23 protein-coding genes are annotated in these 26,491 nt (G+C 69.9%); 12 read left to right on the top strand and 11 right to left on the bottom strand.

The annotated features are described in order from the left end of the window. Positions 1–35 precede the first annotated feature (35 nt). Positions 36–386, top strand: a complete 351-nt coding sequence (locus ACIQM0_RS26690) for a WhiB family transcriptional regulator (protein ID WP_018551136.1) — start codon at positions 36–38, stop codon at positions 384–386. 98 nt (positions 387–484) lie between these two features. Here ACIQM0_RS26690 and ACIQM0_RS26685 read toward each other — a convergent pair whose 3' ends face one another. Next, positions 485–1,981, bottom strand: coding sequence for an ArsA family ATPase (locus tag ACIQM0_RS26685; protein ID WP_401291114.1), 1,497 nt, complete (start codon positions 1,979–1,981; stop codon positions 485–487). After that, the gene (locus ACIQM0_RS26680) at positions 1,978–2,967 is read right to left on the bottom strand and encodes an ArsA family ATPase (protein ID WP_401291112.1); all 990 of its coding nucleotides are present in this window, start codon (positions 2,965–2,967) and stop codon (positions 1,978–1,980) included. The genes ACIQM0_RS26685 and ACIQM0_RS26680 overlap by 4 nt, the downstream gene beginning before the upstream one ends. Positions 2,968–3,049: 82 nt before the next feature. On the opposite strand from ACIQM0_RS26680, the gene ACIQM0_RS26675 reads away from it, so the two are divergent. The 4 genes from ACIQM0_RS26675 to ACIQM0_RS26660 all read left to right on the top strand — a co-directional run bounded on the left by ACIQM0_RS26675 (position 3,050) and on the right by ACIQM0_RS26660 (position 5,594). After that, the gene (locus tag ACIQM0_RS26675) at positions 3,050–3,208 is read left to right on the top strand and encodes a DUF4177 domain-containing protein (protein ID WP_003991873.1); all 159 of its coding nucleotides are present in this window, start codon (positions 3,050–3,052) and stop codon (positions 3,206–3,208) included. Further along, positions 3,208–3,678, top strand: coding sequence for a RidA family protein (locus ACIQM0_RS26670; RefSeq protein WP_401291110.1), 471 nt, complete (start codon positions 3,208–3,210; stop codon positions 3,676–3,678). Before ACIQM0_RS26675 ends, ACIQM0_RS26670 begins: the two co-directional genes overlap by 1 nt. A gap of 195 nt (positions 3,679–3,873) precedes the next feature. After that, entirely contained in the window at positions 3,874–4,767 is an 894-nt protein-coding gene (locus tag ACIQM0_RS26665) for an NUDIX hydrolase (protein WP_401291107.1), read from the top strand. Then, the gene (locus ACIQM0_RS26660) at positions 4,764–5,594 is read left to right on the top strand and encodes an MBL fold metallo-hydrolase (RefSeq protein ID WP_401291104.1); all 831 of its coding nucleotides are present in this window, start codon (positions 4,764–4,766) and stop codon (positions 5,592–5,594) included. The genes ACIQM0_RS26665 and ACIQM0_RS26660 overlap by 4 nt, the downstream gene beginning before the upstream one ends. A 102-nt stretch (positions 5,595–5,696) precedes the next feature. Here ACIQM0_RS26660 and ACIQM0_RS26655 read toward each other — a convergent pair whose 3' ends face one another. Next, positions 5,697–6,371: a Crp/Fnr family transcriptional regulator gene (locus ACIQM0_RS26655; protein WP_123460131.1), complete on the bottom strand. Its 675-nt coding sequence runs from the start codon at positions 6,369–6,371 to the stop codon at positions 5,697–5,699. A 310-nt stretch (positions 6,372–6,681) separates the two neighbouring features. Here ACIQM0_RS26655 and nth point away from each other — a divergent pair, with 310 nt between their 5' ends. From nth to ACIQM0_RS26640, 3 genes are all read left to right on the top strand, one after another. Then, positions 6,682–7,647, top strand: a complete 966-nt coding sequence (gene nth, locus ACIQM0_RS26650) for an endonuclease III (protein WP_401291101.1) — start codon at positions 6,682–6,684, stop codon at positions 7,645–7,647. Positions 7,648–7,708: 61 nt separating this feature from the next. Beyond that, a complete protein-coding gene (locus ACIQM0_RS26645; RefSeq protein WP_401291098.1) occupies positions 7,709–8,455 on the top strand; it encodes an NUDIX hydrolase in 747 nt (248 codons plus the stop codon). Positions 8,456–8,544: 89 nt separating this feature from the next. Continuing rightward, on the top strand, positions 8,545–9,750 hold the full coding sequence (locus tag ACIQM0_RS26640) for a MarP family serine protease (RefSeq protein WP_401291095.1): 1,206 nt from the start codon (positions 8,545–8,547) through the stop codon (positions 9,748–9,750). A 149-nt stretch (positions 9,751–9,899) separates the two neighbouring features. Here ACIQM0_RS26640 and ACIQM0_RS26635 read toward each other — a convergent pair whose 3' ends face one another. The 6 genes from ACIQM0_RS26635 to ACIQM0_RS26610 form a co-directional block, all read right to left on the bottom strand. Further along, positions 9,900–10,103, bottom strand: coding sequence for a hypothetical protein (locus ACIQM0_RS26635; protein WP_359461284.1), 204 nt, complete (start codon positions 10,101–10,103; stop codon positions 9,900–9,902). Positions 10,104–10,208: 105 nt separating this feature from the next. Beyond that, complete coding sequence (locus ACIQM0_RS26630) at positions 10,209–11,297, bottom strand: alpha/beta fold hydrolase (protein WP_401291091.1); 1,089 nt, start codon at positions 11,295–11,297, stop codon at positions 10,209–10,211. Beyond that, on the bottom strand, positions 11,294–11,824 hold the full coding sequence (locus ACIQM0_RS26625) for a phage holin family protein (protein ID WP_363031283.1): 531 nt from the start codon (positions 11,822–11,824) through the stop codon (positions 11,294–11,296). Before ACIQM0_RS26625 ends, ACIQM0_RS26630 begins: the two co-directional genes overlap by 4 nt. A gap of 39 nt (positions 11,825–11,863) precedes the next feature. After that, complete coding sequence (gene nhaA / locus ACIQM0_RS26620; RefSeq protein WP_401291353.1) at positions 11,864–13,270, bottom strand: Na+/H+ antiporter NhaA; 1,407 nt, start codon at positions 13,268–13,270, stop codon at positions 11,864–11,866. 300 nt (positions 13,271–13,570) lie between these two features. Next, positions 13,571–15,568 carry an acetate--CoA ligase gene (gene acs, locus ACIQM0_RS26615; RefSeq protein ID WP_401291087.1) on the bottom strand — a complete coding sequence of 666 codons (1,998 nt, stop codon included), beginning with the start codon at positions 15,566–15,568 and terminating at the stop codon, positions 13,571–13,573. Between the two features lie 194 nt (positions 15,569–15,762). Next, positions 15,763–18,663 carry a SulP family inorganic anion transporter gene (locus tag ACIQM0_RS26610; protein ID WP_401291084.1) on the bottom strand — a complete coding sequence of 967 codons (2,901 nt, stop codon included), beginning with the start codon at positions 18,661–18,663 and terminating at the stop codon, positions 15,763–15,765. 285 nt (positions 18,664–18,948) lie between these two features. On the opposite strand from ACIQM0_RS26610, the gene ACIQM0_RS26605 reads away from it, so the two are divergent. Continuing rightward, the gene (locus tag ACIQM0_RS26605) at positions 18,949–20,241 is read left to right on the top strand and encodes a hypothetical protein (protein WP_401291081.1); all 1,293 of its coding nucleotides are present in this window, start codon (positions 18,949–18,951) and stop codon (positions 20,239–20,241) included. 266 nt (positions 20,242–20,507) lie between these two features. Here ACIQM0_RS26605 and ACIQM0_RS26600 read toward each other — a convergent pair whose 3' ends face one another. After that, the gene (locus ACIQM0_RS26600; protein ID WP_401291078.1) at positions 20,508–21,503 is read right to left on the bottom strand and encodes an ATP-binding protein; all 996 of its coding nucleotides are present in this window, start codon (positions 21,501–21,503) and stop codon (positions 20,508–20,510) included. Between the two features lie 102 nt (positions 21,504–21,605). Between ACIQM0_RS26600 and ACIQM0_RS26595 the strand changes: the two genes are divergently transcribed. Further along, complete coding sequence (locus ACIQM0_RS26595; RefSeq protein WP_401291076.1) at positions 21,606–22,430, top strand: oxidoreductase; 825 nt, start codon at positions 21,606–21,608, stop codon at positions 22,428–22,430. A 423-nt stretch (positions 22,431–22,853) separates the two neighbouring features. Here ACIQM0_RS26595 and ACIQM0_RS26590 read toward each other — a convergent pair whose 3' ends face one another. Further along, a complete protein-coding gene (locus ACIQM0_RS26590; protein ID WP_363031276.1) occupies positions 22,854–23,693 on the bottom strand; it encodes an HAD-IB family hydrolase in 840 nt (279 codons plus the stop codon). Positions 23,694–24,222: 529 nt separating this feature from the next. Between ACIQM0_RS26590 and ssd the strand changes: the two genes are divergently transcribed. Together ssd and ACIQM0_RS26580 are read left to right on the top strand one after the other, a co-directional pair. Further along, the gene (gene ssd / locus ACIQM0_RS26585) at positions 24,223–25,323 is read left to right on the top strand and encodes a septum site-determining protein Ssd (protein WP_401291351.1); all 1,101 of its coding nucleotides are present in this window, start codon (positions 24,223–24,225) and stop codon (positions 25,321–25,323) included. Further along, positions 25,320–26,468, top strand: coding sequence for a TadA family conjugal transfer-associated ATPase (locus ACIQM0_RS26580; RefSeq protein WP_401291072.1), 1,149 nt, complete (start codon positions 25,320–25,322; stop codon positions 26,466–26,468). Before ssd ends, ACIQM0_RS26580 begins: the two co-directional genes overlap by 4 nt. Positions 26,469–26,491: the final 23 nt, after the last annotated feature.

Below are 26,491 nucleotides of genomic sequence, written 5' to 3'. Positions count from 1 at the left end.
GGGGGAGCCTCGATTCGGGAGAGGACGGCGCCGGGATGGGCTGGGTAACCGACTGGAGTGCGCAGGCAGCCTGCCGCACTACCGATCCGGATGAACTGTTCGTACAAGGGGCAGCGCAGAACAGGGCCAAGGCGGTGTGCACCGGATGTCCGGTGCGGACCGAGTGCCTGGCCGATGCGCTGGACAATCGCGTCGAGTTCGGCGTGTGGGGCGGGATGACGGAGCGGGAGCGCCGCGCATTGCTGCGCAGGCGTCCGACCGTCACGTCCTGGCGCCGGCTGCTGGAGACCGCGCGCAGCGAGTACGAGCGGTCCACGGGCATCCTGCCCGTGGCGATCGGGCTGGAGGACGACGAACTGCACGAGACGTTCGCCGCCGTGGGGTAGCCCCGGGCGGTGGACGGCCGGTCCGGTCCGCGGGGGGTGGACCACGCGGTACGGACGTCCTGAGGCGTCATACGCGCGTACTACGGATGACGGGGTGGCTACGCAGCTCCGGCCGGGGCGGAACCGGTCGCGAGCCGGTCCCCGATGGCTCGCAGCCCCGCGAGGTCATGGACATCTCCGGGCAGCGCGGCCACCGCGGTGACGGCCACCTCGGGATGCAGCGCGGTGAACCGGTCGCGCGTGTGCTGTTCGCGCGCGACCACCTGCATCCGTTCGGCGTGCAGATGCAGCAGACCGGCAGTCAGCTGCTCGACGGAGGTCGGTTCTACGCAGGTCGGTTCGGATTCGTGTTCCGAGGCGTGCTCCGAAGCGGAGGCGTGTTCCGAGGGATCGGCGGCTCCGGCGGACGGGTCGGGGGTGGCGGCTCCAGCGGTGTCCGAGGTGTCCGTGGTCTGTGCGCTCCCGGCCGCGGGGGAGTCGGCGGGCTCACGAAGTCCAGCCTTCCCGGTCGTCTGATCCACAATGCCGGTCGCATCAAGATTTTCTGCGGCGGCCAGCGCGCTCTCGGCCGAGAGCCGGGCGGCCTCGCTGCCGTGCACCCGGTTGAGAACCAGACCTGCCAGCGGCATCTCCTCCGCGGCCAGCCGCTCCACGAAGTACGCCGCCTCGCGGAGCGCGTCCCGCTCCGGCGTCGCGACGACGAGGAACGCCGTGCCGGGCGCCTGGAGAAGCTGGTACGTGGCATCGGCGCGGGTACGGAACCCCCCGAACATGGTGTCCATCGCGGCGACGAAGGTCTGTACGTCCCTCAGGAACTGGCCGCCGAGCAGCTTGCCGAGCGTCCCGGTCATCATCGACATGCCCACGTTGAGGAATTTCATCCCGGCCCGGCCGCCCATTTTCGCGGGGGCCATCAGCAGCTTGATGAACTTCCCGTCCAGGAACGAGCCGAGCCGCTTCGGCGCGTCCAGGAAATCGAGCGCGGAACGCGACGGCGGGGTGTCGACGACGATCAGGTCCCACTCCTCGCGCGCCCGGAGCTGACCGAGCTTCTCCATCGCCATGTACTCCTGCGTGCCCGCGAAACCGGCCGACAGGGACTGGTAGAAGGGGTTCTCCAGAATCGCGCGGGCCCGCTCGCCGTCCGCGTGCGCCTCGACGATCTCGTCGAAGGTCCGCTTCATGTCGAGCATCATGGCGTGCAGCTCGCCGCTGCCCCGTGTCTCGATGCCCTCGACCCGGCGGGGGACGTTGTCCAGCGTCTCGATGCCCATGGACTGGGCGAGCCTGCGGGCCGGGTCGATGGTGAGGACGACGACCTTGCGCCCGCGCTCGGCGGCGCGTACGCCGAGCGCCGCGGCGGTCGTGGTCTTGCCGACGCCGCCCGAACCGCAGCACACGATGATCCGGATGTCCGGGTCGTCCAGGAGAGCGTCGGTGTCCAGGGCGGGGACGGCGTCAGCGTCTGCCGTTGCGGCAGCGTCCGCGTTTCCGTCCGAGTCGACTGTCCCGGCCGTGGCCCTGTCCGCGTCCGTGTGCGCGTCCCTGTCCCCGTTCCCGTCCGCGTCCGCGTTCCGGATTCTGTCCGCTGTCATGAACTCATCCCTTGTCCCGCCGGCCCTTCGCCCGCACCTTGCTTACGGAGCTCCATCGCAAGTTCGTACAGCCCGGCCGGGTCCACGCCCTCGCCGATCAGCGGGAGCTCGTAACCCGGCAGTCCGAGGCCTGCCAGCACGGCGCGCTGTTCCCGCTCCAGCTCGACCCGCTGGGCGTGCTCGGCGGCCTGTTCGAGCAACGGGCGCACGAGGCCCGCGGCGCCGGTCACGCCCGCCCGGGTCAGCGTCTTGGCGATCTCCTTGCGGCGGCCGCCCGCGGCGGTGCGCAGCGCGTCCTCGTCCAGCAGATGCGGGCGCACCATGTTCACGATGACGCGGCCCACCGGCAGTTCGGCCGCCCGGAGCTCGGCGATCCCGTCGGCGGTCTCCTGGACCGGCATCTCCTCCAGCAGGGTCACCAGATGGACCGCGGTCTCCGGGGACTTCAGCACCCGCATCACGGCCTGGGCCTGATTGTGTATCGGGCCTATCCGGGCCAGCCCGGCCACCTCGTCGTTCACGTTGAGGAAGCGGGCGATGCGGCCGGTCGGCGGGGCGTCCATGATCACGTAGTCGTAGACGAACCGGTTCTGCTTGTCCTTGCGGCGCACTGCTTCGCACGCCTTGCCGGTCAGCAGGACGTCCCGGACACCGGGCGCGATCGTGGTGGCGAAGTCGATCGCGCCGAGTTTCTTGAGCGCCCGGCCCGCGCTGCCGAGTTTGTAGAACATCTGGAGGTAGTCGAGGAGTGCGCGCTCGGCGTCGATCGCGAGGGCGTACACCTCCCCGCCGCCCGGTGCGACGGCGATCTTGCGTTCCTCGTAGGGGAGGGACTCCGCCTCGAAGAGCTGGGCGATGCCCTGTCTGCCCTCGACCTCGACGAGGAGGGTGCGCCTGCCCTCGGTCGCGAGGGCGAGCGCGAGGGCGGCGGCAACCGTGGTCTTACCGGTACCGCCCTTGCCGCTGACGACCTGGAACCTGCTCACGTATTCGAGCCTAACCAGTCGTACCGCAGGCTACGCACGAGGCTGCGCGTCCCGTGGATTGCACAGGCATTACAGTCGGGCCATGACCAAGTGGGAATACGCGACCGTGCCCCTTCTCGTGCACGCGACCAAGCAGATTCTGGACACCTGGGGCGAGGACGGCTGGGAGCTGGTCCAGGTCGTTCCCGGCCCGAACAACCCCGAGCAGCTCGTGGCCTACCTGAAGCGGGAGAAGCAGTAGTGGCGGGCGCCGTCGAGGCGAAGCTCGCCGAGCTCGGTCTGGCCCTGCCGGACGTCGTGCCGCCGCTGGCCTCGTACCAGCCGGCCGTGCAGACCGGGGTGTACGTGTACACCTCGGGCCAGCTGCCGATGGTGGACGGCAAGCTCGCCGTCACCGGCAAGGTCGGCGCGGAGGTCACGCCCGACGAGGCCAAGGAGCTGGCGAAGACCTGCGCGCTCAACGCGCTCGCCGCGGTGAAGTCGGTCGCGGGCGACCTGGACCGGATCGCACGCGTCGTGAAGGTCGTCGGCTTCGTCGCCTCGGCCAGCGACTTCACCGGCCAGCCCGCCGTGATCAACGGCGCGAGCGAACTGCTCGGTGCGGTGCTCGGCGACAAGGGCGTGCACGCCCGCAGTGCCGTGGGCGTCGCGGTGCTGCCGCTGGACGCACCGGTCGAGGTCGAGGTCCAGGTCGAACTGACCGGGGTCTGATCCGCCTCTTCGCCGCCGCCCCTCCTGATCCCGTCCGGTCACGACGACCGGGCGGGATCTTCTGTGCGCCGGAGCGGATCGGGGGTGTGTGACTGATCAGCTGCGACCGTTTGTGCGGCGGATCGTCTGTGTACAGGGCATGTACGGATCACCGACCCACTCGAACATCGGCACGGTTCCGGATAGCCTCCGGCCATGTCCCATGGTCAGTGGTACCCACCGGAATGGCCCGACCGGATCCGGGCCCTCGCCACCGGCGAACTGACGGCCGCGACCCCCAGGCGCGCCGCCACCGTGATGCTGCTCCGGGACGCCGCGGAGGGTACCGGGGGCGGACCCACTGTCCACATGCTGCGCCGGCGCACCTCCATGGCCTTTGCCGGAGGGGCGTACGCCTATCCGGGTGGCGGGGTCGACCCGCGCGACGACGACCGGCTCGTCGGATGGGCCGGACCCGCCCTGGAGAGCTGGGCGCGGCGGCTCGGTGTCGCCACGCCCGCGGAGGCGCAGGCGATCGTCTGCGCGGCGGTCCGCGAGACGTACGAGGAGGCGGGCGTCCTGCTCGCCGGCCCGACCGCGGACACCGTCGTCACGGACACCACGGGCGCTGACTGGGAGGCCGACCGCGAGGCGCTGGTCGCCCGGGAGCTGTCGTTCGCCGGGTTCCTGGAGCGCCGGGGGCTGGTCCTGCGCTCGGACCTGCTCGGCGCGTGGGCGCGCTGGATCACTCCGGAATTCGAACCGCGCCGCTACGACACCTGGTTCTTCGTGGCCGCGCTCCCGGCCGGCCAGCGCACCCGCAACGCCTCCACTGAGGCCGACCGCACGGTCTGGATCCGTCCGGGAGAGGCGGCCGACGGCTACGACCGCGGCGAGCTGCTGATGATGCCGCCGACCGTCTCGACGCTGCGCGGGCTCAGGGCCCACGCCACCGCCGCGCAGGCGCTGGAGGCGGCATCGGCCCAGGACCTCGCCCCCGTACTCGCACAGGCGCGCCTGGAGGGCGACGAGCTGGTGCTGAGCTGGCCGGGGCACGCGGAGTTCACCAAGCACATACCGGCGGGCGGCGCGGGCGGTGGGGCGGCATGAGCGACGCGGCAGCGCTGCCCGGACAGCCGCGCGGCGGGGTGCTGTCCGGCCCCGCCACCACCCGTGCGGTCAACGTCCTCGCGCCCAACGCGTCACCGATGACGCTGGACGGCACCAACACCTGGATCGTCGCCGAGCCCGACTCCGATCTCGCGGTGGTCATCGACCCGGGACCGCTGGACGACGTCCACCTGCGGGCCGTCATCGACACCGCCGAGCGGGCGGGCCGCCGGATCGCGCTCACGCTCCTCACCCATGGCCACCCCGACCACGCCGAGGGCGCGGCACGGTTCGCCGAGCTGACCCGTACGAAGGTGCGCGCGCTCGACCCCGGGCTGCGCCTCGGTGACGAGGGCCTGGGTACGGGTGACGTGATCACGACCGGCGGGCTGGAGATGTACGTGGTGCCGACCCCGGGCCACACCGCGGACTCGCTCTCCTTCCATCTGCCCGCCGACCGCGCGGTGCTGACGGGGGACACGATCCTCGGCCGCGGTACGACGCTGGTCGCGCATCCGGACGGGCGGCTGGGGGACTACCTCGACTCGCTGCGGCGGCTGCGTTCGCTGACGGTCGACGACGGGGTGCACACGGTGCTGCCGGGGCACGGTCCGGTGCTGGACGACGCGCAGGGCGCGGTCGAGTTCTACCTGGTGCACCGCGCGAACCGGCTGGCCCAGGTGGAGACGGCGGTGGAGGCGGGGTACCGGACGTCGTCGGAGGTGGTGGCGCACGTGTACGCGGACGTGGACCGGTCGCTGTGGCCTGCGGCGGAGCTCTCGGTGCTGGCGCAGCTGGAGTACCTGGACGAGCACGGCCTGATCTGAGACCGGCCGGCCGCCGGACAGGCGCCGCGGGGCCCGTGCGTGTCCCCATGCGTGAGGGCCCCGCCGGTTCGGCGGGGCCCTCGGGCGCTGGGTACGACGGGGTCAGCGGGAGCGCTTGGCCAGCCGCTCCACGTCGAGAAGGATCACCGCACGGGCCTCCAGCCGCAGCCAGCCGCGGCCGGCGAAGTCGGCGAGGGCCTTGTTGACCGTCTCGCGGGAGGCGCCGACCAGCTGGGCCAGCTCTTCCTGCGTCAGGTCGTGCACGACGTGGATGCCTTCCTCGGACTGCACGCCGAAGCGGCGCGACAGGTCGAGGAGGGCACGGGCCACGCGGCCCGGCACGTCGGAGAAGACCAGGTCGGACATCTGGTCGTTGGTCTTGCGCAGGCGCCGGGCGACGGCGCGCAGCAGGGCCGTGGCCACCTCGGGGCGTACGTTCAGCCAGGGCTGGAGGTCGCCGTGGCCGAGGCCGAGGAGCTTCACCTCGGTCAGCGCGGTCGCGGTGGCGGTACGCGGGCCCGGGTCGAAGAGCGACAGCTCACCGATCAGCTCGCCGGGACCGAGGACGGCCAGCATGTTCTCGCGGCCGTCGGGGGAGGTGCGGTGGAGCTTCACCTTGCCCTCGGTGACCACATAGAGGCGGTCGCCCGGGTCACCCTCGTGGAACAGCGCGTCGCCGCGCGCGAGGGTCACCTCACTCATCGAGGCGCGGAGCTCCGCGGCCTGCTCGTCATCGAGCGCCGCGAAAAGCGGGGCGCGCCGCAGAACGTCGTCCACGAGTTCTCTCCTTGTCGGCCTGTTCAGGGAACCGTGGTCCCCATCATGCCGGACGGTAAAACAGTGCGATCAATCACAAACCAGTTTGACGCACGCACGTCCCGGAACGTACGGCAGGGGGCCGATTGGGGGTGGATCGGCAGTGACCGGGGCGGATGTCAGTCGCTGGCTCTAGGCTGGCCGGGTGTCCGGAACGCCGGTGAGAGCGCAGGCCAAGGGGGTTGATGGGGTGCCGGAAGACCGTAATTCCGCTGTGGGCGAACAGGCTGCAAGCGAACCGAAAAATGCGACAAAAAGCCCGGCGAGGCGGATGAAACGGGAGGGATCCGAGGGGGATCCCGGCTCGGCGCCGAAGTCGGCTCCGAAACAGGAGCCGAAGCCGAAATCCAAGGCCAACGCCAAGGCCAACGCCAACGCCAAGGCCGACGCCAAGTCCCTGGCGAACGCCAAGGCCGGCCCCACATCCCAGGCCAAGCCGGTGCCGAAGGCCGGGGCCAACGCCAAAGCCAAGCCGGAATCCCACCTGGCCATGGTCCGCAGGGCCCGCCGGATCAACCGTGAGCTCGCCGAGCTCTACCCGTATGCCCACCCGGAGCTGGATTTCAGGAACGCCTTCGAGCTCCTCGTCGCCACGGTCCTCTCCGCCCAGACCACCGATCTGAGGGTCAACCAGACGACCCCGGCGCTGTTCGCCGCCTACCCCACCCCCGAGGACATGGCCGCGGCCGTCCCGGAGGAAATGGAAGAGATCATTCGGCCGACCGGCTTCTTCCGGGCCAAGACCAAGTCGCTCCTCGGCCTCTCCGCCGCCCTCCGGGACAACTTCGACGGCGAGGTGCCCGGACGGCTGGAGGACCTCGTGACGCTGCCGGGGGTCGGGCGCAAGACCGCCAACGTGGTCCTGGGGAACGCCTTCGGGGTGCCCGGGATCACCGTCGACACCCACTTCGGACGGCTGGTGCGCCGCTGGAAGTGGACCGAGCAGGAGGATCCGGTGAAGGTCGAGGCGGACGTCGCGGCGATCTTCCCCAAGAGCGAGTGGACGATGCTCTCGCACCGCGTCGTCTTTCACGGACGCCGGATCTGCCATGCCCGTAAGCCCGCCTGCGGTGCCTGTCCGATCGCCCCGCTCTGTCCCTCCTACGGCGAGGGTGAGACGGATCCCGAGAAGGCACGGAAGCTTCTGAAGTACGAGATGGGGGGCCGGCCGGGGCAGCGGCTGAGCCCGCCGCCGGAGTACCCGGGCGCACCCGCCCCCGCCCTGGGCGCCGGCTGACCCCGGGCGCCGCTCCGGAACGAAATGCGTGACGACAGGCGTTGTGAGACGAGGGGTGCCCATGAAGACGCATCAACACAGGACGGACGCGGCGACCGGCGCCGCGTCGGCCGCGCCCGGGGCGGGTGCCGGCCGAGAGGCCTCGATCACCGTCACCACCGAGGGCCTGCCCGGCTGGCTCGACCCCGTCGCCCAGGCCGCGCGCACCGTCGAGCCGCAGCAGCTCAGCCGGTTCCTGCCGCCCGAGAGCGGAGCGGGGCGGCAGTCGGCCGTTCTCGTCCTGTTCGGTGAGGGCGCTCGCGGGCCCGAGCTGCTCCTGATGGAGCGGGCCGGAAGCCTGCGGTCGCACCCCGGGCAGCCCTCCTTCCCCGGCGGCTCCCTGGACGCGGAGGACGGTGACCAGGCGACGACGGGTCCGCTCAGGGCCGCGCTGCGGGAGGCCGAGGAGGAGACCGGCCTCGATCCGCACGGTGTGCAGCTGTTCGGCGTGCTGCCCCGGCTGTACATCCCCGTGAGCAGCTTCGTGGTGACGCCGGTCCTCGGCTGGTGGCGTTCGCCCAGCCCGGTCGGAGTCGTCGACCCGGGGGAGACCGCGCGGGTCTTCACCGTCCCCGTGGCGGATCTCACGGACCCGGCCAACCGGGCGACGGCCGTCCATCCCAGCGGCCACCGAGGCCCGGCATTTCTGGTCGAATCCGCACTCGTATGGGGGTTCACGGCCGGCGTGATCGACCGGATTCTGCACTTCGCAGGGTGGGAGCGCCCCTGGGACAGGGCCAAGCAGGTGCCGCTCGACTGGCGCGCATGACAGGCTGACTCCCGTGCTCCACTGCTCCGGGCCCGCCCGGACCCAGAGAGACGTACGGGCCCGGTGACGAATCTGTGAGGCTATAGACGGTGAACGTGCTGGACATCCTGCTGCTGGCCGGCGCCGTGTGGTTCGCGGTCATCGGATACCGCCAGGGGTTCGTCGTCGGCATTCTGTCGGTGATCGGGTTCCTGGGCGGCGGTCTCGTCGCCGTCTATCTGCTGCCGGTCCTGTGGGACCAGGTGACGGACGGCTCCGAGGTCTCGTCGACGGCCGCCGTCGTCGCGGTCGTCATCGTGATCGTGTGCGCCTCGGTGGGCCAGGCCTTCACCACCCACCTCGGGAACAAGCTCCGCCGGCACATCACATGGTCGCCCGCGCGCGCCGTCGACGCGACGGGTGGTGCGCTGGTCAACGTCGTGGCGATGCTGCTGGTGTCCTGGCTGATCGGCTCCGCACTGGCCGGCACCTCGCTGCCGACACTGGGCAAGGAGGTGCGCAGCTCCTCGGTGCTGCTCGGCATCTCCCGGGTGATGCCGCCCCAGGCCTCCACCTGGTTCACGGACTTCTCCTCGGTCCTCGCGCAGAACGGCTTCCCCCAGGTGTTCAGCCCGTTCGCCAATGAGCCGATCACCGAAGTCAGGGCCCCCGACCCGGCCCTGGTGGGCAGCCCGGTCGCCGCCCGCGCCCAGAAGTCCATCGTCAAGGTCGTCGGTACGGCTCCGAGCTGCGGCAAGGTCCTCGAAGGCACCGGCTTCGTCTTCTCCGACCGCCGGGTGATGACCAACGCCCACGTCGTCGGCGGCGTCGAGGAGCCGACCGTCCAGATCGGCGGCCAGGGACGGCTGTACGACGCGAAGGTCGTCCTCTACGACTGGCGGCGCGACATCGCCGTACTCGACGTCCCGGATCTCGACGCGAAGCCGCTCCGCTTCACCGAAACCGACCACGACGCCGCGACCGGCAACAGCGCGATCGTCGCGGGCTTCCCGGAGAACGGCGCGTACGACGTACGGGCCGCGCGGGTCCGTGCCCGTATCGACGCCAACGGCCCGGACATCTACCACCGGGGCACCGTCCGCCGCGATGTGTACTCACTCTTCACGACGGTCCGTCAGGGCAACTCCGGCGGACCGCTGCTGACCCCCGACGGCAAGGTGTACGGAGTCGTCTTCGCCAAGTCGCTCGACGACCCGAACACCGGCTACGCGCTGACGGCCGACGAGATCCGCCAGGACATCACGCAGGGCCGCACCGCCAACCAGCAGGTCGACAGCCAGGCGTGCGCGCTGTAGGCGTACCGCCCTGCCTCGACCTGCCCGGCGGAACCCGCGAGCCATGAGCCCGCGAGCAGGGTGCGAGCGAGTGGTTCAGCGTGTGAGGGCGGTGGGTGACCGGGCGGCCGTCCGCGGAGGCCGGGTGGCCGTCCGCTCAGCTCGGGAGGTCATCCACGCGGGTGGCGCAGCCGCGCCGAGACCCAGCGGGCCCGGCGGCGGAGGATGCGCGGAATGCCGAGCCGGGGATCATGCAGAACATGCATAGTGTGCACCCGGCCCTGGAGGCCGCCCCCCTCATGAGTGCCCGGACCCGCCGTGGCGGTCGAGCGACGATTGCGTGCTGCGTCACCGAAGTCGTGCGTCCAGCCCATACACCGACGTCTGCCCGTGGCTCATGGTCGGTAACCGCCCATCCGTCAGCCAATTGGCCTATGCGTCAGGCAAGTGGCTGTTCGTAGGACTCGTGTGCCCACCGGTCAGCGGTCGGGCTCGGAATCCTTGAGCCAGCTGATGAGTTCGGCCGAGAACCCGGCCGGATCCTCCTCGTGGGGGAAGTGCCCCAGACCGTCGAAAAGTCGCCAACGGTACGGTGCCTCGACGTACTCGCCGGACCCGGCCGAACTCCGGGTGCGTACCGCCGGATCGAGTGAACCGTGCAGGTGCAGCGTGGGCACCCGTACCGGCCGCTTCATGCGCCGGTTGAACTGGATGCCGTCAGGGCGGGCCAGCGAGCGCACCATCCAGCGGTACGGCTCGATCGCGCAGTGCGCCGTCGACGGGATGGACATGGCGCGCCGGTAGACGTCCACGGTCGCGTCGTCGGGGAAGTCCGTGGTCCGCGGCCCCGCCCAGTCATGGATCAGCCGCCCCACCAAAGCCGCGTCGTCCGCCACGAGCTGACGCTCAGGCACCCACGGCCGCTGGAAGCCCCAGATGTACGAGCCCGCGCGGGACTGCGCGAAGTCGGAGAGCATCGAGGAGCGCCACCGCCGCGGATGCGGCATCGAGGAGACCACCAGCCGGCGCACCAGCTTCGGGCGCATCACCGCGGCCGTCCAGGCGAGGTAGCCGCCCATGTCGTGGCCGACCAGGGCGGCATCCGGCTCACCGAGCGAGCGGATCACGCCGGTGATGTCCAACGCCAGGTTGGCCGGGTCGTAACCCCGGGGCGTGCGGTCGCTGCCGCCCACGCCGCGCAGGTCCATCGCCACCGCGCGGAACCCCGCGTCGGCGAGCGCGGGCAACTGGTGGCGCCAGGTCCACCAGAACTGCGGGAAGCCGTGCAGGAGCAGGACCAGTGGCCCCTCACCCATTTCGGCGATGTGGAAGCGGGCGCCGTTGGCGGCGACGTCGCGGTGCGTCCAGGGCCCGTCCAGGCGGACGGGGCCACCGGACCCGGCCGCCGGGCCCAGCGGGCCGGTGAAAGGCGCTGAGGCCGGGGCCGGGGGCGTTGGCAGTGATGGCGGTGTGGCGGAAGGGTCTGCCGGGGGGCCGGCCGGTCCTTCGTGGCCCGCCCGGTCGTCCGGGCCCACTGGGCCGAATGCGCTGGAATCGGGGACCGTCATGTGGATGAGCGTGCCACAGCTGACGCCTTGTCCTGAACCGGACGGTTCTCGATGGCCTTGTCCGCAAGTGTGCTGCCGCCCGCCGGAAGGATCGCGTCCGCCCCGATGCCCGGACGCGGGTGCGGCTTGACGCCCTGGAGGATGGCGGCGGTCTGCTTCGCCGACGCGATGGACTTCTCCGGCGGCTTGACCTTCTTGAACTTGGCGTAGCCGAACAGCGCGAGCAGGATCCCCAGCAGGATGAACGCGCCGCCCACGATCAGGAACGACCAGGCCAGTCCCAGCCCCAGATTGTGGATTCCGTACGCGGCCGCGAAGCTCAGCACCGGGATCGCGAACAGGATCAGCACCCCCGTGACGATGAACGCCACGCTGCCGATGACGCCACGCTTGACGTCCTGTCGCACCTCGGCCTTGGCCAGGGCGATCTCGTCGTGTACCAGTGCCGACAGCTCGGCCGTCGCCGAGGCGACCAGCTGGCCGAGACTACGGTCGGCGCTGCCCGCGTAATTGCCGGGGTCGCTCATGCCTGACTCCCTCTCCTGTTCAACACATCCGATGTCAGATCATGCCGGACTGTCCGGCTTGTTGCTCGCTGCCCCCGCCAGTTGGGCAAGGCGGCGATGCTCGGCCGCCTTCCTCTCGTGGATCGCGGCCATCCGCAGGTGGTACTCCGGATCGTCCTGTTCATAGACGTCGGGTACCCCGGACTCGTCCTCGTCGAGCTCCTCCGCGTCCGTGAGCGCCCGGTATCTGCGTACCCGGAGTTTGAGCAGTACACCGGAGAGTACGGCGGCAATCAGGGAGCCGAGCAGAACCGACGCCTTGATCTCGTTGATCATGTCGTCGTCGCCGGTGAAGGCGAGCTCGCCGATCAGCAGCGAGACGGTGAACCCGATCCCGGCGAGCGAGGCGACCGCGAAGACATCGGCCCAGGCCAGCTCCTTGTTCAGCTCCGCCTTGGTGAACCGGGTGGCCAGCCATGTACCGCCGAAGATCCCCAGCGTCTTGCCGACGACCAGCCCCAGTACGACACCGAGCGTCTCCGGCCGGGTGAACACGCCGGCCAGCGCGCCGCCGGAGAGCGAGACCCCGGCCGAGAAGAGCGCGAACAGCGGTACGGCGAAACCTGCCGACAGCGGGCGGATCAGGTGCTCGACGCGTTCGCCGGGGGAGCGCTCCTCGCCGTCGCGCCTGGTGCAGCGCAGCATCAGGCCCATCGCGACACCGGCGATGGTGGCGTGGATGCCGCTGTTGTACATCAGCCCCCAGATGACCAGGGCGAGCGGTACGTAGATGTACCAGCCGCGGACGTTGAGGCGCAGCAGCAGGTAGAAGACGGCCAGGCCGACGAAGGCGCCGATGAGCGCGACGAAGTCGATGTTCTCGGTGAAGAAGACGGCGATGATCAGGATCGCGAAGAGGTCGTCGACGACGGCGAGGGTCAGGAGGAACGCACGGAGCGCGGACGGCAGCGAGGTGCCGATGACCGCGAGGACGGCGAGCGCGAAGGCGATGTCGGTGGCCGTGGGGACGGCCCAGCCGCTGGTGGAGCCGTCTCCGAGCACCGTCACCAGGGTGTAGACGACCGCGGGTACGGCCATGCCGCAGAGCGCGGCGACGACCGGGAGGGCGGCGGCCTTCGGGTCGCGCAGCTCACCCGCGACGAGTTCGCGTTTGAGCTCGACCCCCGCGACGAAGAAGAAGATCGCGAGCAGTCCGTCGGCCGCCCAGTGCGCCACGGAGAGATGCAGACCGAGCGCCTCGGGACCGAAGTGGAAGTTGCTGACGGTCGTGTAGCTCGATCCGAAGGTGTTCGCCCAGATCAGCGCGGCCACCGCGGCGGCCAGCAGGATGACTCCGCCGACGGTCTCGGTACGCAGCGCGTCGGTGAGGAAGTTCCGCTCCGGGAGCGACTGGCGTCCCAGGAATGTGCGGCGGGGGGAAGGGGGTGCGGGGGTGGGCGCGACCACGAGAGAGAACCTCCGGGTGGGTACGGCAGCGACGGCATGGCTGATGCACTTGCCGACCAGACTTCCCGGCACACCCTTTGAGATTTCTTGTCGTGTTATTGACCAGCTGCCACTGTACCCGGGGTGTGCGGGGCCGTGAGCGGTGATCTTCACCCTAAATGCCCGAAGGGCATCCGGCGCGCTGCCGGATGCCCTTCGGGGAGCTCAGCTCCGCCGTCGTTCTCGCTGCTGTCGCTCTTGTTGCTTCGCTCTCAGCTGTCGTTGCTGTCGCTCTCAGCTGTCGTCGCCTCGGAGTAAGGCTCAGTCCTCGGATGCGGACGACGGAAGCTGGGTCTGGATGAGGTCCATGACCGAGGAGTCGGTCAGCGTCGTGACGTCCCCCAGCTCCCTGTTCTCCGCGACGTCACGCAGCAGACGCCGCATGATCTTGCCGGATCGCGTCTTCGGCAGCTCGGCCACGGGCAGGACCCGCTTCGGCTTGGCGATGGGGCCGAGCGTGGTGCCGACGTGGTTGCGCAGCTCAGCCACCAGCTCGTCGGAGGCGGTCGCCGTACCGCGCAGGATCACGAACGCGACGATGGCCTGGCCGGTCGTCTCGTCGGCCGCACCGACCACGGCCGCCTCGGCGACCGACGGGTGCGACACGAGCGCCGATTCGACCTCGGTGGTCGAGATGTTGTGCCCGGACACCAGCATCACGTCGTCGACCCGGCCGAGCAGCCAGATGTCGCCGTCCTCGTCCTTCTTGGCACCGTCGCCCGCGAAGTACTTGCCCTCGAAGCGCGACCAGTAGGTGTCGAGGAACCGCTGGTCGTCGCCCCAGATGGTGCGGAGCATCGACGGCCACGGCTCGGTGAGGACGAGATAGCCGCCCCCGCCGTCCGGGACCTCACGGGCCTCGTCGTCGACGACCGTGGCGGAGATGCCCGGCAGTGCGCGCTGGGCGCTGCCCGGCTTGGTCGCCGTGACACCGGGAAGCGGCGAGATCATCATCGCGCCGGTCTCGGTCTGCCACCAGGTGTCCACGATCGGGCACTTGTCGGCGCCGATGTGCTTGCGGTACCACATCCAGGCCTCGGGGTTGATCGGCTCACCGACCGAGCCCAGGACCCGGAGACTGCTCAGGTCGAACTTGGCGGGGATGTCGTCTCCCCACTTCATGAACGTCCGGATCGCGGTCGGCGCCGTGTAGAGGATGCTCACGCCGTACTTCTGGACGATCTCCCAGAAGCGCCCCTGGTGCGGGGAGTCGGGCGTGCCCTCGTACATGACCTGCGTCGCGCCGTTGGCCAGCGGGCCGTAGACGATGTACGAGTGTCCGGTCACCCAGCCGATGTCGGCGGTGCACCAGTAGACATCGGTCTCCGGCTTGAGGTCGAAGACCGCGTGGTGGGTGTACGCCGCCTGCGTGAGGTAGCCGCCGGAGGTGTGCAGGATGCCCTTCGGCTTCCCCGTCGTGCCCGAGGTGTAGAGGATGAAGAGCGGCTGCTCCGCCTCGAACGCCTCAGGGGTGTGCTCGGTGGACTGGCGGCCGGTGATCTCGTGCCACCAGACGTCCCGGCCCTCGGTCCACGCGGTGTCCTGTCCCGTACGCCGGACGACGAGGACGTGCTCGACGCTCTCGATACGGGCGACGGCGTCGTCGACCGCGGGCTTGAGCGCGGAGGGCTTGCCGCGGCGGTATCCGCCGTCGGAGGTGATGACGACCTTCGCGTCCGCATCCTGGATGCGGGTGGCGATGGCATCGGCGGAGAAGCCGCCGAAGACCACGGAGTGCGCCGCACCGATCCGGGCACACGCCAGCATGGCGATGGCGGCCTCGGGGATCATCGGCAGATAGACGGCGACCCGGTCGCCCTTGCCGACACCGAGCTCGGTGAGGGCGTTGGCGGCGCGGGAGACCTCGTCCTTCAGCTCCGCGTAGGTGATGGCACGGCTGTCGCCGGGCTCGCCCTCGAAGTGGATGGCGACCCGGTCGCCGTTGCCCGCCTCGACGTGGCGGTCCACGCAGTTGTACGCGACATTGAGCTTGCCGTCCGCGAACCACTTCGCGAAGGGCGGATTGCTCCAGTCGAGCGTCTCGGTCGGCTCCGTGGCCCAAGTCAGGCGGCGGGCCTGCTCGGCCCAGAAGCCCAGCCGGTCCGCATCGGCCTGTTCGTACGCCTCGGCTGTGACGTTGGCGTTCGCGGCCAGATCGGCAGGCGGTGTGAACCGCCGCTCCTCTTTGAGCAGGTTGGCCAGGCTTTCGTTGCTCACGACATCTCCCATTCCCAGGGTGTCCGTTGTGTCCCGGGGCATAGCTCATCAGGCCAAAGGCCGGGTGACAAGTGTCTACCGGGAATTGGTTTAGACCTGTGTTTCGTGTATGGAGGCACGGTCCCGCCCCCGCGGCGGGGTGGAGCGAAGTGCCGAGGCGCCCTGCGGTGGTGCAGGGTGCACGGCGCTGCGGAGGTGGGACCCACACGGTCTCACGGACCCGAGATGTACCCGGTTCAGGTGCCGGTACGCGCCAACTCGGCCGGTTCATAGGGATCGTACGGGGCGCAGGGGCTGACCCGGTCGAAGACCTCGTCGAGCCCGTGGCCGGCTCCGATACCTTCGGTCAGCAGGTACGACTGGGCCTCAGCCACGTGGAAGTACATGCCGTGCAGTTGGAGCGTGCCTTCCGCGAGGCGTCGCGCCACCGATCCATGGGCTCGCAGGTGGTCCAGCTGCTGGACCACATTGGTGAGGCAGAGCTGTTCCACCTCGTCGGCGGGCAGCCGGCCGGAGATCCGTGCCCAGGCGTGGCGTCTGGAGGCCATGCGCTTCAGGCTCGGCACACCGTGCCGCAGCCAGCGCCACAGAGGTGTGTCCGGGGTGTCGGGCCCGGCACCGAGCAGCGCGTTCATGGCGCCGCAGCCGGAGTGCCCGCAGATGGTGATGGACTCCACCCCCAGCACGTCCACCGCGTACTCGATCGCCGCCCCCACCGAGTCGTCACCCCGCTCGGAATGCGGTGGCGGCACCAGATTTCCGATGTTCCGGACGGTGAACAGATCGCCCGGACCACTTGCTGTGATCATGCTCGTCACCAGGCGGGAATCCGCGCAGGTGATGAACAGCTGCGAGGGGCGCTGCCCCTCCCTGGCCAGCCTTGCCAGCTCCTCACGCACCAGGGGTGCCGTATTGCGCTGGAACGAGCTGAGACCGCTGACCAGCCGCTGCGCACCGGTCCGGCGTGGTGGAGCGGCGTCGTGGTCGGGTGCGTAGTCGGTTGAACGGTCGGGGGATGGCTGGGCATCTGTGGGGGTGAGCCCGTCCGGGGTGGTGCCGGGGGCGCTGGTGACGCCTGCTGGGGGTGTGGGTGGGGCGGGAGCGGACGAGGGGGTGGGTGCGAGGGTGGGCGCGGGGTGGAGGGGGGCTGGGGCGGGGCTGCCCGGCGTGCCCGTCGCGTCGGTCGCGTCGGCCGGGTTCATCTGGTCGGTCTCGTCCGTCGTTTTCGTCGTGGGGGCGGTGGCGGGGCCGGCGGGGGCCTGGGGGGACGCGGTTGCTCCGGTGGACGCGGCGATTGGGGCGCCTGTGCCGGGCTCGGCGGATCCGGCGGATCCGGCGGGCTCGGCGTATGCGGTGGCCTCGGTGGGGGGTACCTGCTCGGGCCGTTCGTGGCAGTGGTGGTTGCGCCACGGTGTCCAGGGGCGGCAGCAGGAGTGCGCTGCCGAGGCGGGCTCGGCGATCCTGCCGCCGGACCGGCCGGCGAAGACGACCCGGCCGCCGTGGGCGGTATGGGCGTTGCTCCAGTCCTGGAACATCTCGTACGCCGCGTGATCGATGAAGAAGCCGTCCAGCTCGACGACCACGTCCGCGTCCTGGGGCAGCTGGCCCAGAGTCCGGTTGAGCCGGGGCACGGCCAGGAACGTCAACTGGCCGCTCACGACGACCAGATACTGACCGTTCCGCTCCGTCACGGTGATCCTGGTCCGCGCCAGTCGGTGCAGGGCGACAGCCACCGCTACCGAGATCCCGATCGCCACGCCCTTGAGGACACCGAAGAGCAGTACCCCGGTGATCGTCGCCCCGTACACCAGGAATTCCCGATGCCTGTGGACATTGCGGATGTGGGCGAAGCTCACCATCTGGATGCCGACCACCATCACGAGCGCGCCCAGGGCGGCCAGTGGGATCCACTCCAGCACGGTGACCAGCAGACCGGTGGCGAGCAGCACCCAGACGCCATGCAGCACGGTGGAGGCACGGCTGGTAGCTCCGGCCCGTACGTTCGCCGAACTGCGTACCGCGCCACCGGAGACCGCCAGCCCGCCCAACAGGCCAGACACCGTGTTGGCGATGCCTTGTGCGCGTAGTTCCCGGTCGAGGTCGGAGCGTCTGACGGGGGGCGAGGCCGGCCCGGAGCCGGGCTCGGGGGGCTCGGCCGGGTGTGCGGACGTGCCCTCGACCGGCTGATCGCCGTCCTGCTGACCACCGTCCTGTTCGACGGCCGGTCCGGCCGACCGCTCGCTGCTCCGGTCGGCGGCCAGCTTGTCCACGGCTACGGCGGCGAGCAGTGACTCCAGGCTTGCCACCAGCATCATGGTGAACGCGGCTGTGGCCAGGCCGAGTACGGGTCCTTGCGGCAGTTCGGGCAGGGCGTGCGAACGCCAGGACGGCAGATCGACCCGTGCGATCGACGGTGCCGCGAAGGCCGCTACGGCAGTGGCGACGGCCACGGACACCAGGGCCGCCGGAATCCGCCGCAGCATGCGGCCGGGCCGCCCCGGAATCCGGGGCCACAGCACCAGGATCGCGATGGTCAGACCACCGATCAGCGGTGCGGCCGGGCCCACCTGCGCCAACTGGGCTGGCAGAGTGAGCGCGTTGGAGACGGCCGAGCTCTCCGGTGAGCCGCCCAGCACGATGTGCAACTGAGCGAGCGCGATGGCCACACCGATGCCGGCGAGCGTGCCGTGCACGATGGCGGGGCTGACGGCGAGGGCGCTGCGAGCGGCCCGCAGCGAACCCAGCAGGAGCTGCAGCAGGCCCGCTCCGATGGTGATCGCGCAGGTGGTGCGCCAGCCGTAGACCTGAATCAACTCGGCGGTCACCACGGTCAGCCCGGCGGACGGCCCGGAGACCTGGAGCGGGGTGCCGCCGAGCAGGCCGGCCACGATGCCGCCGACTGCGGCGGAGATGAGACCGGCTTCCAGTGGGGCATCCATGGCGACGGCCAGGCCGAGCGACATGGGGATGGCAAGAAGGAAGACAGTGATCGATGCGGACAGGTCGGCGCCCGCGATGCGGAATCGTCCGCCGCGATGCGGCGGTGGCGGGCCGTGAGGTCGCTTGACCCCCGATGACCGGGGAGGTCGCGAACTGCGGGATGAGCGGTCATGGCGAGTGGGGACGCAGGCAGACATGTTTTCCCGTCTCCTCCGGGGCAGCGCGGTCGCGGAACGTGGGACGCGGCCGTGGGTCACGGCGTGCAGCGGCGGGATATCTCAACTCTCGGTAAACAGATCGTAATGGAGAGTAAAGATCTGTGTCCATGATTGAGGGCAAATGGTCTACCTAAACACCCATTCCAGTGAATAAGCAGCTTTTCATTCGGCCTGTCGCGCGAATTTGTGTGCAGTGCGTGCGAGTTTGACCGCGCCGTGTCGGCACTTCAGCGCAATCAAACCTGCAAGGAAGAGGGTGGGCGGATGATGACCGCCACGAAGAGGATCGCCTTGGGCATCATGGCCGTTGCGCTGGTCGCGGGAGTGGCCGGCTGCTCCGGGGCGGATTCCGGCTCGGGTGTATCCGGGCCCGCTGCCGTGAACGGTGCGGCGAGCGGAGCCGCGAACGGTGCGGCCGGGGCGAAGAAGAAGGCCGTCGGTGAAGCCCCCAAGAGCGCTTTCCGGCTCATCGGCGACGGCTCCACGGCCTTCACCGGCGCTCAGCCGAAGCAGCCCGCGGTGCAGCGGCTGGCTCCCGGTCAGAAGCCCCCGCAGTTCGTGGTGTTCTCGTGGGACGGCGCCGGGGAGGACAGCCAGCAGCTGTTCTCGCACTTCCGCGAGGTGGGCAAGAAGTACGACGCGAACATGTCGTACTTCCTCAGCGGCGTGTACCTGCTGCCGGACGCGAAGAAGAAGCTCTACGACCCGCCCAAGCACAACGCCGGAAGTTCCGACATCGGCTTCAACGACACCAAGGGGATCCGGGACACCCTCACCCAGGTCCGCGGTGCCTGGCTGGACGGAAACGAGATCGGCACCCACTTCAACGGCCACTTCTGCGGCAAGGACGGTGGTGTCGGCACCTGGTCCGTCGCCGAGTGGAAGAGCGAGATCAACCAGGCGAAGTCCTTCGTGAAGGGCTGGAAGTCGAACGACCCCGAGCTCAAGGGCCTGAAGCCGCTGCCCTTCGACTACGACAAGGAACTCATCGGCGGCCGCACCCCCTGCCTGGAGGGGCAGAAGAACATGGTGGCGGCCGCACGCTCGATGGGCTTCCGCTACGACTCCAGTGGCGTCAACGACCAGGTCTGGCCGAAGAAGAAGGGCGGCATCTGGGACCTCTCGATGCAGCTCGTCCCGGTCCCGGGACGCGAATTCGAGACCCTCTCGATGGACTACAACTTCATGTTCAACCAGTCCGGTACGACGCAGGGCGACCCGGACCAGCACGAGTACTGGGGCAACCAGATGCGGGACGGCCTGCTCCAGGCCTTCGACCGCTCGTACGACGGAAACCGCGCCCCGCTGATCATCGGCAACCACTTCGAGTCCTGGAACGGCGGCACGTACATGCGCGCCATCGAGGAGACGATCGAGACCGTCTGCACCAAGCAGGGTGTGCGCTGCGTGTCCTTCAAGCAGCTGGCGGACTGGCTGGACGGTCAGGACCCGGCGACGCTCGCGAAGCTCGGCACGCTGAAGGTCGGAGAGGCGCCCGAGAAGAGCTGGGCGTCCTTCCTCGGCGGAGCCGCGAGTCCGGTCAAGGGAAAGAAGTAGAGGCAGAAGTAGGGACAGAAGTGGGGCAGAGGGAGGGGTGCGAGCATTGGATGCGCCTGGGTGTGGGGCTGCCGTGCCGTGTGTGTCCGATCCGGTCCCGTCCGATCTGACCCCGGACGGGACCGGATCGGACGGGACCGGATGACCGCGGCCGGCCGGGTCGGCCGGCGCCGACCGGGTCGGCACCGGTTCGCCCGGCACCCGCCGGCCGCGCTGACTGCGCGCGGCTGAGGGCGCCCGTGCCGAAGTCGGTCGGCGCCGGCCGATCAGGCCGGCTGGGCCGCCCCGGTCCGGGCGCACTGCTCGTCGAGCACGAAGGCCGGGTCCACCTGGGCTGCCAGGTCGGCCCCTGTCTTCTCGTTGCCCCAGCTCTCCGCGTTCTTCAGATGGAAGTGCACCATCTGCCGCGTGTAGCGCTCCCAGTCGCGCTGTCCGTACGAGTCCTCCGCGGCGTTCTGCAGGGCCTGGAGGGCCATCCGGTTGTCCGCTTCCAGCAGCTCGAAGCGGTCGGGGCGGCCCTTCTCCATGGCCCGCACCCAGTCGGAATGGCCGACGGTGACCAGCAGGTCGTCACCGACCTCGGCGCGCAGGAACTCCAGGTCGTCCTCGCCCTGCACCTTGTTGCCCACGACCTTCAGCGCGACTCCGAAGTCACTGGCGTACTCCTTGTACTGGCGGTAGACCGACACTCCCTTGCGGGTCGGCTCCGCGACCAGGAACGTCATGTCGAAGCGGGTGAACATCCCCGAGGCGAAGGAGTCCGAGCCGGCGGTCATGTCGACCACGACGTACTCCTCGGGGCCGTCGACGAGATGGTTGAGGCAGAGCTCGACCGCGCCGACCTTGGAGTGGTAGCAGGCCACCCCCAGGTCCGATTCGGTGAACGGCCCGGTGGCCATCAGCCGGATGTCCCCGTCGTCGAGCCCGACCGTGCGGGCGCACGCGTCGTAGATCGGGTTGTCCTCGCATACGCGGAGCAGTCGCGAGCCCTCGCCGGGCGGCGTTGTCTTGATCATCGTCTCGACCGAAGCGATGCGGGGATTGCTGCCGCGCAGATACTCCTTGATCAGAGGCAGGTGCGCTCCCATGGCGGGCAGCGCCGCGGCCTCCGTCTCGTCGAGGCCGAGCGCGGCCCCGAGGTGCTGGTTGATGTCGGCGTCCACCGCGACGACGTGGGCCTCATTGGCGGCAAGGTGGCGGATGAAGAGCGAGGACAGCGTGGTCTTGCCGCTGCCGCCCTTCCCTACGAAAGCGATCTTCATGTTCACCTAGCGTAGTGGCACGATCGCTATCCGTCGTCGGACTTCGTGAAGAAGACCACTCCGGGGCGGTAGGCGCGCGGGGGGCGCGTAGCCTCGCTACTTATGAGTACGACTTCCTCGGACCCGCTCGCCACCCTGGGTACCCTGCCGGGCGTGACGGACGCGGTTGACTCCGTGCGCAAGGCGGTCGACCGCGTCTACGGTCACCGTGTCATGCGGCGCCGCAGCAACGAGGTCACCTCGGAGGCCGCCCTGCGGGGCGCTCGCGGGTCGGCCGCGCTCTCCGGTGCCGACTGGAACCTGGAAGAGGTGCGCCGGCGTACCGACTTCACCGGGGACAGTGAGGCGCGTGTGGTCGGGGCCGCCCTGCGGTTGACCGCCGAGGCGGGCCAACTGCTCTCCATCTGGCGGCAGTCGCCGTTGCGTGTGCTGGCGAGGCTGCATCTGGTGGCGGCCGGCGGTGCGGCACCCGAGGATGCCGTCGGCCGGCCCCGGCTGGCGGGTGAGCCGGTGGACGAGCCGCTGATCGAAGCGCCGCTGCCCGGCGCCGATGAGGTGGCGGGGAGGCTGGAAGGGCTCAGCGGGCTCATTCTTTCGGGGAGTGAGGCGCCCGCCCTGGTGATGTCCGCGGTCGTGCACGGCGAGCTGCTGGCCCTGCGTCCCTTCGGTTCGTACAACGGTCTGGTCGCGCGCACCGCCGAGCGGATCGTGCTGATCGGGAGCGGACTCGACCCGAAGTCGATCTGCCCGGCAGAGGTCGGCCATGCCGAGCAGGGGCGGGCGGCTTACGTGGCGGCTTTCGAGGGATATCTGTCGGGAACGCCGGAAGGTATGGCGGCCTGGATCGCGCACTGCGGGCGCGCGGCGGAACTCGGTGCCAGGGAATCGACGGCTGTCTGCGAGGCGCTCCAGCGCGGCGCCGCGTAACGAGCGGATGCCGGGACGTTCTCGGTGGTTCCGGCGCCGGGTGGTAGTGCCTGGTGAAAAGGGTTGCGGCGGTACCGTCCTCGGTACCGCCGCTGGCATGTCCGCCCAGTTACCAAGCGTCCTCGATATATGCCCATCAGGTCGGGTACTTCGCCCGTTCCTGGTGCGGCTGGCCCGTAATCGACGGGTCGACGTCGCGTGGGTGCCCGGCTTTCATGCGCGGTCCGTGGGGCCTTCTCTGCGTTGACAGGTCATCCTCACGGATGTCCTTGGTCTCGCGGGCCGTTGAATCCTTTGTACTCCAGGGACCGGGTGAGCGGTAGTGCTGGCGACACTTCTTTACTTTTGTGTTCAATTAAGGACGAGTTGTTTCAATTGGGCGCGCCGGGAATTCGGGGTGCGGTGCGCCGGCGGAGGGCTGTGTCACGTGGACGCCGCGGCGGTGCGTCGGCGGGCGGTGTACCAGACGAGTCCGGCGGTGAGGGCGGCCGCTCCCACCGCGGCCGCGGCCATGAGTGCCGGGCGTGGTGGCAGCGAGAAGGCGGGCAATCGCTGTTTGAGCCGGACGGGGCGGTCGAAGACGAGAATCGGCCACTCCCGGAGAGTCGCCTCGCGGCGTAGGGCGCGGTCCGGATTGACCGCGTGCGGATGGCCGACGGACTCCAGCATCGGCACATCGGTCGCGGAATCGCTGTAGGCGTAGCAGCGTGCGAGGTCGTAGCCCTCGGACACGGCGAGGGCCTTGATGGCCTCGGCCTTCGTCGGCCCGTACGCGTAGTACTCCACCTCGCCGGTGAAGCAGCCGTCGTCACCGACGACCATGCGCGTGGCGACGACACGGTCGGCGCCGAGCAGTTCGCCGATCGGTTCGACGACTTCGGCGCCGGAGGTCGAGACGATGACCACGTCGCGTCCCGCGGTGTGGTGTTCCTCGATGAGCGTCGCCGCTTCGTCGTAGATGATCGGGTCGATCAGATCGTGCAGGGTCTCGGCGACAATTTCCTTCACCTGCTGGACGTTCCAGCCTTTGCAGAGCGCGGAGAGATACTCGCGCATCCGCTCCATCTGGTCGTGATCTGCGCCCCCGGCAAGGAACACGAACTGTGCGTACGCGGTGCGCAGTACGGCACGGCGGTTGATCAGCCCGCCTTGGTAGAAGGACTTGCTGAAGGTGAGTGTCGAAGACTTCGCAATGACCGTCTTGTCCAGGTCAAAGAAGGCTGCTGTGCGCGGCAAGTAGCAGTTTTCCACAAGGCAGAGCATAGGGGCCCACCATTCGGCGTAAACTCCGGCGCTTGGGTTTGCCTGAGAAGGTGCTCGGGTACACCATGGAAGTCACGGATCGTTCGCGACCGTGCTAACCCGGTCCGGCTCCTCCCCCCCCCGAGTCGGCCGTGGGGACGACCCCCGCTCTCCCCCCCCGGCGGGGGTCGTCGCATGTCCGGACGCTTTTCTGTCGCTCGGAATCACGCATTTCTCCTCCTTCTCGGCCGTGATGGCCCGTATCTGCGCTGAACTCACTTCAGCATGCCTCGTCACAGCGCGTGACGGAAGGGCTGCTCTCCGGAAGTCGCCGGTTTGAGCTACGGGGATATTCACAACGGTGGAGTTGTCCACAGTTTTTGAGCAAGATCCACACGATTTCCTGAAGCGCTGCACCGTGATTCCACCCGTGAAGTCCGCGGGTTCCGGAATCACCGTTCTCGGAACGCTCCGAGATCGCCGCGAACCGCGGTGAAGGTGAGTGAAGAAGGGGGCTGAGGTCGTGGCTGAATCCAGCGCACGGGATCGTTTGCAGGCCGGCGGGTCGCATCGGGGCGGGCCGTTGATCGTCACCGAGGATGTGGATCTGCTCGACGATCTGCTGAGGCTGTGTGCGGCCGCCGGCGCGGAGCCCGTGGTCCACCACACGCTGCCGGACCGGCGAGGGGGCTGGGAGCGGGCACCCATGGTTCTCGTCGGGGACGATGCGGCGCCGAGGTGCCGCGGGGCGGCTCGCAGGCGGGGCGTGATGCTCGTCGGGCGCGACCAGGACGCGCCCGACGTCTGGCGCCGGGCCGTGGAGATCGGAGCCGAGTACGTGCTGCGGCTGCCCGATTCGGAGAACTGGCTCGTCGATCAGATCGCCAACGCGACGGAAGGCGTCGGCAGGCCGGCGCTCACCGTCGGAGTGATCGGCGGCCGCGGTGGCGCCGGTGCGTCCACGCTGGCCTGCGCACTCGCGGTGACCGCCGCGAGGATCGGGCGGCGGACCATGCTGATCGACGGCGACCCGCTGGGCGGCGGCATCGATGTCCTGCTCGGCGGCGAACGGGCGGAGGGCATGAGGTGGCCTGATTTCGCCCATTCCAAGGGGCGGGTCGGTGGCGGCGCCCTGGAGGAGTCCCTGCCCGCGCTGCACGGGCTGCGCGTGCTCAGTTGGGGCCGTGACGACTGGGTGGTCATCCCACCGCAGGCCATGCAGGCGGTCCTGGCCGCCGCGCGGAGGCTCGGCGGAGTAGTGGTCGTCGACCTGCCCCGCCGTGTGGACGAGGCGGTGGCCGAGGCCCTTGCGCAAATGGACCTCGGGCTTGTGGTGGTGCCAGGGGAGCTGCGGGCGGTCGCGGCCGCGAAACGCGTGGCGTCGATGGCGGGGATGGTGCTCGACGACCTCCGGGTCGTGGCGCGCGGGCCGTACGCGTCCGGCCTCGACGAACAATGGGTTGCGCACGCCATGGGGCTTCCGCTGGCCGGTGAACTCCCCTTGGAGCAAGGCCTGCTGGCCGAGCAGGAAACGGGTGAGCCGCCCGGCGGCAGCGCTCGCGGACCGCTTGCCAGGTTCTGCTCGGCCTTCTGGGACCGGGCGCTCGCCGGTGAGGGCGCCGGAGGTCCGGCTGCCGGAGGTGTCTCATGACCGAGGCGCTGCTCGACGCCGTCCGGCAGCGGCTGGCGCAGAGCGGAGCGGCGCCGACCCCGGCCGGAGTCGCGGCCGCGCTGCGGGCGCAGGGGCGTCTGCTCGGGGATGCCGAAGTGCTTTGCGCCGCAGATGAGTTGCGCGGAGAACTGATCGGGACCGGCGTGCTGGAGCCGCTCCTCGCGGACCCGGCGGTCACCGATGTTCTGGTGTCCGCGCCCGACCGGGTGTGGGTGGACCGGGGTCGCGGACTCGAACTCACCGGGGTGACCTTCGCCGATGCGGCGGCGGTGCGCAGGCTCGCGCAGCGGCTCGCCGCCGTGGCGGGACGGCGACTGGACGATGCCAGGCCCTGGGTGGACGCGCGCCTTCCGGACGGGACCCGGATGCACGCCGTGCTGCCACCGGTGTCGGTCGGATCGACCTGCCTGTCGTTGCGCGTGGTCCGGCCCAAGGCCTTCTCGCTGGGCGAGCTGGTTGCGGCGGGGACCGTACCCCCAGGTGGTGACCGGGTGCTGCGGGCATTGGTGGAGGCCCGGGTCTCCTATCTCATCAGTGGAGGCACGGGGGCCGGCAAGACAACGCTCCTCGCGAGCCTGCTGGGTGCGGTGGGGGAGCGGGAGCGGATTGTGCTCGCCGAGGATTCTGCCGAGCTGCGTCCGGACCATCCGCACGTCGTACGGCTGGAGTCACGTCCTGCCAATCAGGAGGGTGCCGGGCGGGTGACGCTCCGGGACCTGGTGCGGCAGGCGCTGCGCATGAGGCCCGACAGGCTGGTGGTCGGGGAGGTGCGGGGTGCGGAAGTCACCGAGTTGCTGGCTGCGCTGAACACCGGCCATGAGGGTGGATCAGGAACGGTTCACGCAAACGCGGCCGAGCATGTCCCGGCCCGGCTGGAGGCGTTGGGGACGGCGGCGGGGCTGGACCGGACGGCCCTTCACAGCCAGCTGGCGGCGGCGCTGTCCGTGGTGGTTCATCTCGTGCGGGACCGGTCCGGGCGGCGGCGGATCGCCGAGGTCCATGTTCTTGAGCGGGATGCGGCGGGTCTGGTGGTGACCGTACCGGCACTGCGTTGGGGTGCGGCCGGCTTCGAGCGGGAGCGGGGCTGGGAACGGCTGCGGTCGCTGATCGGGGATGAGCTGTGACCGGTGGTGCGGCAGGGGTGGGT

This window comes from Streptomyces sp. NPDC091387 (assembly GCF_044756945.1).
Lineage (GTDB): Bacteria > Actinomycetota > Actinomycetes > Streptomycetales > Streptomycetaceae > Streptomyces.
The sequence above is the reverse complement of the archived record's forward strand: the minus strand, read 5'-3'. Positions and strand labels throughout refer to the sequence as shown.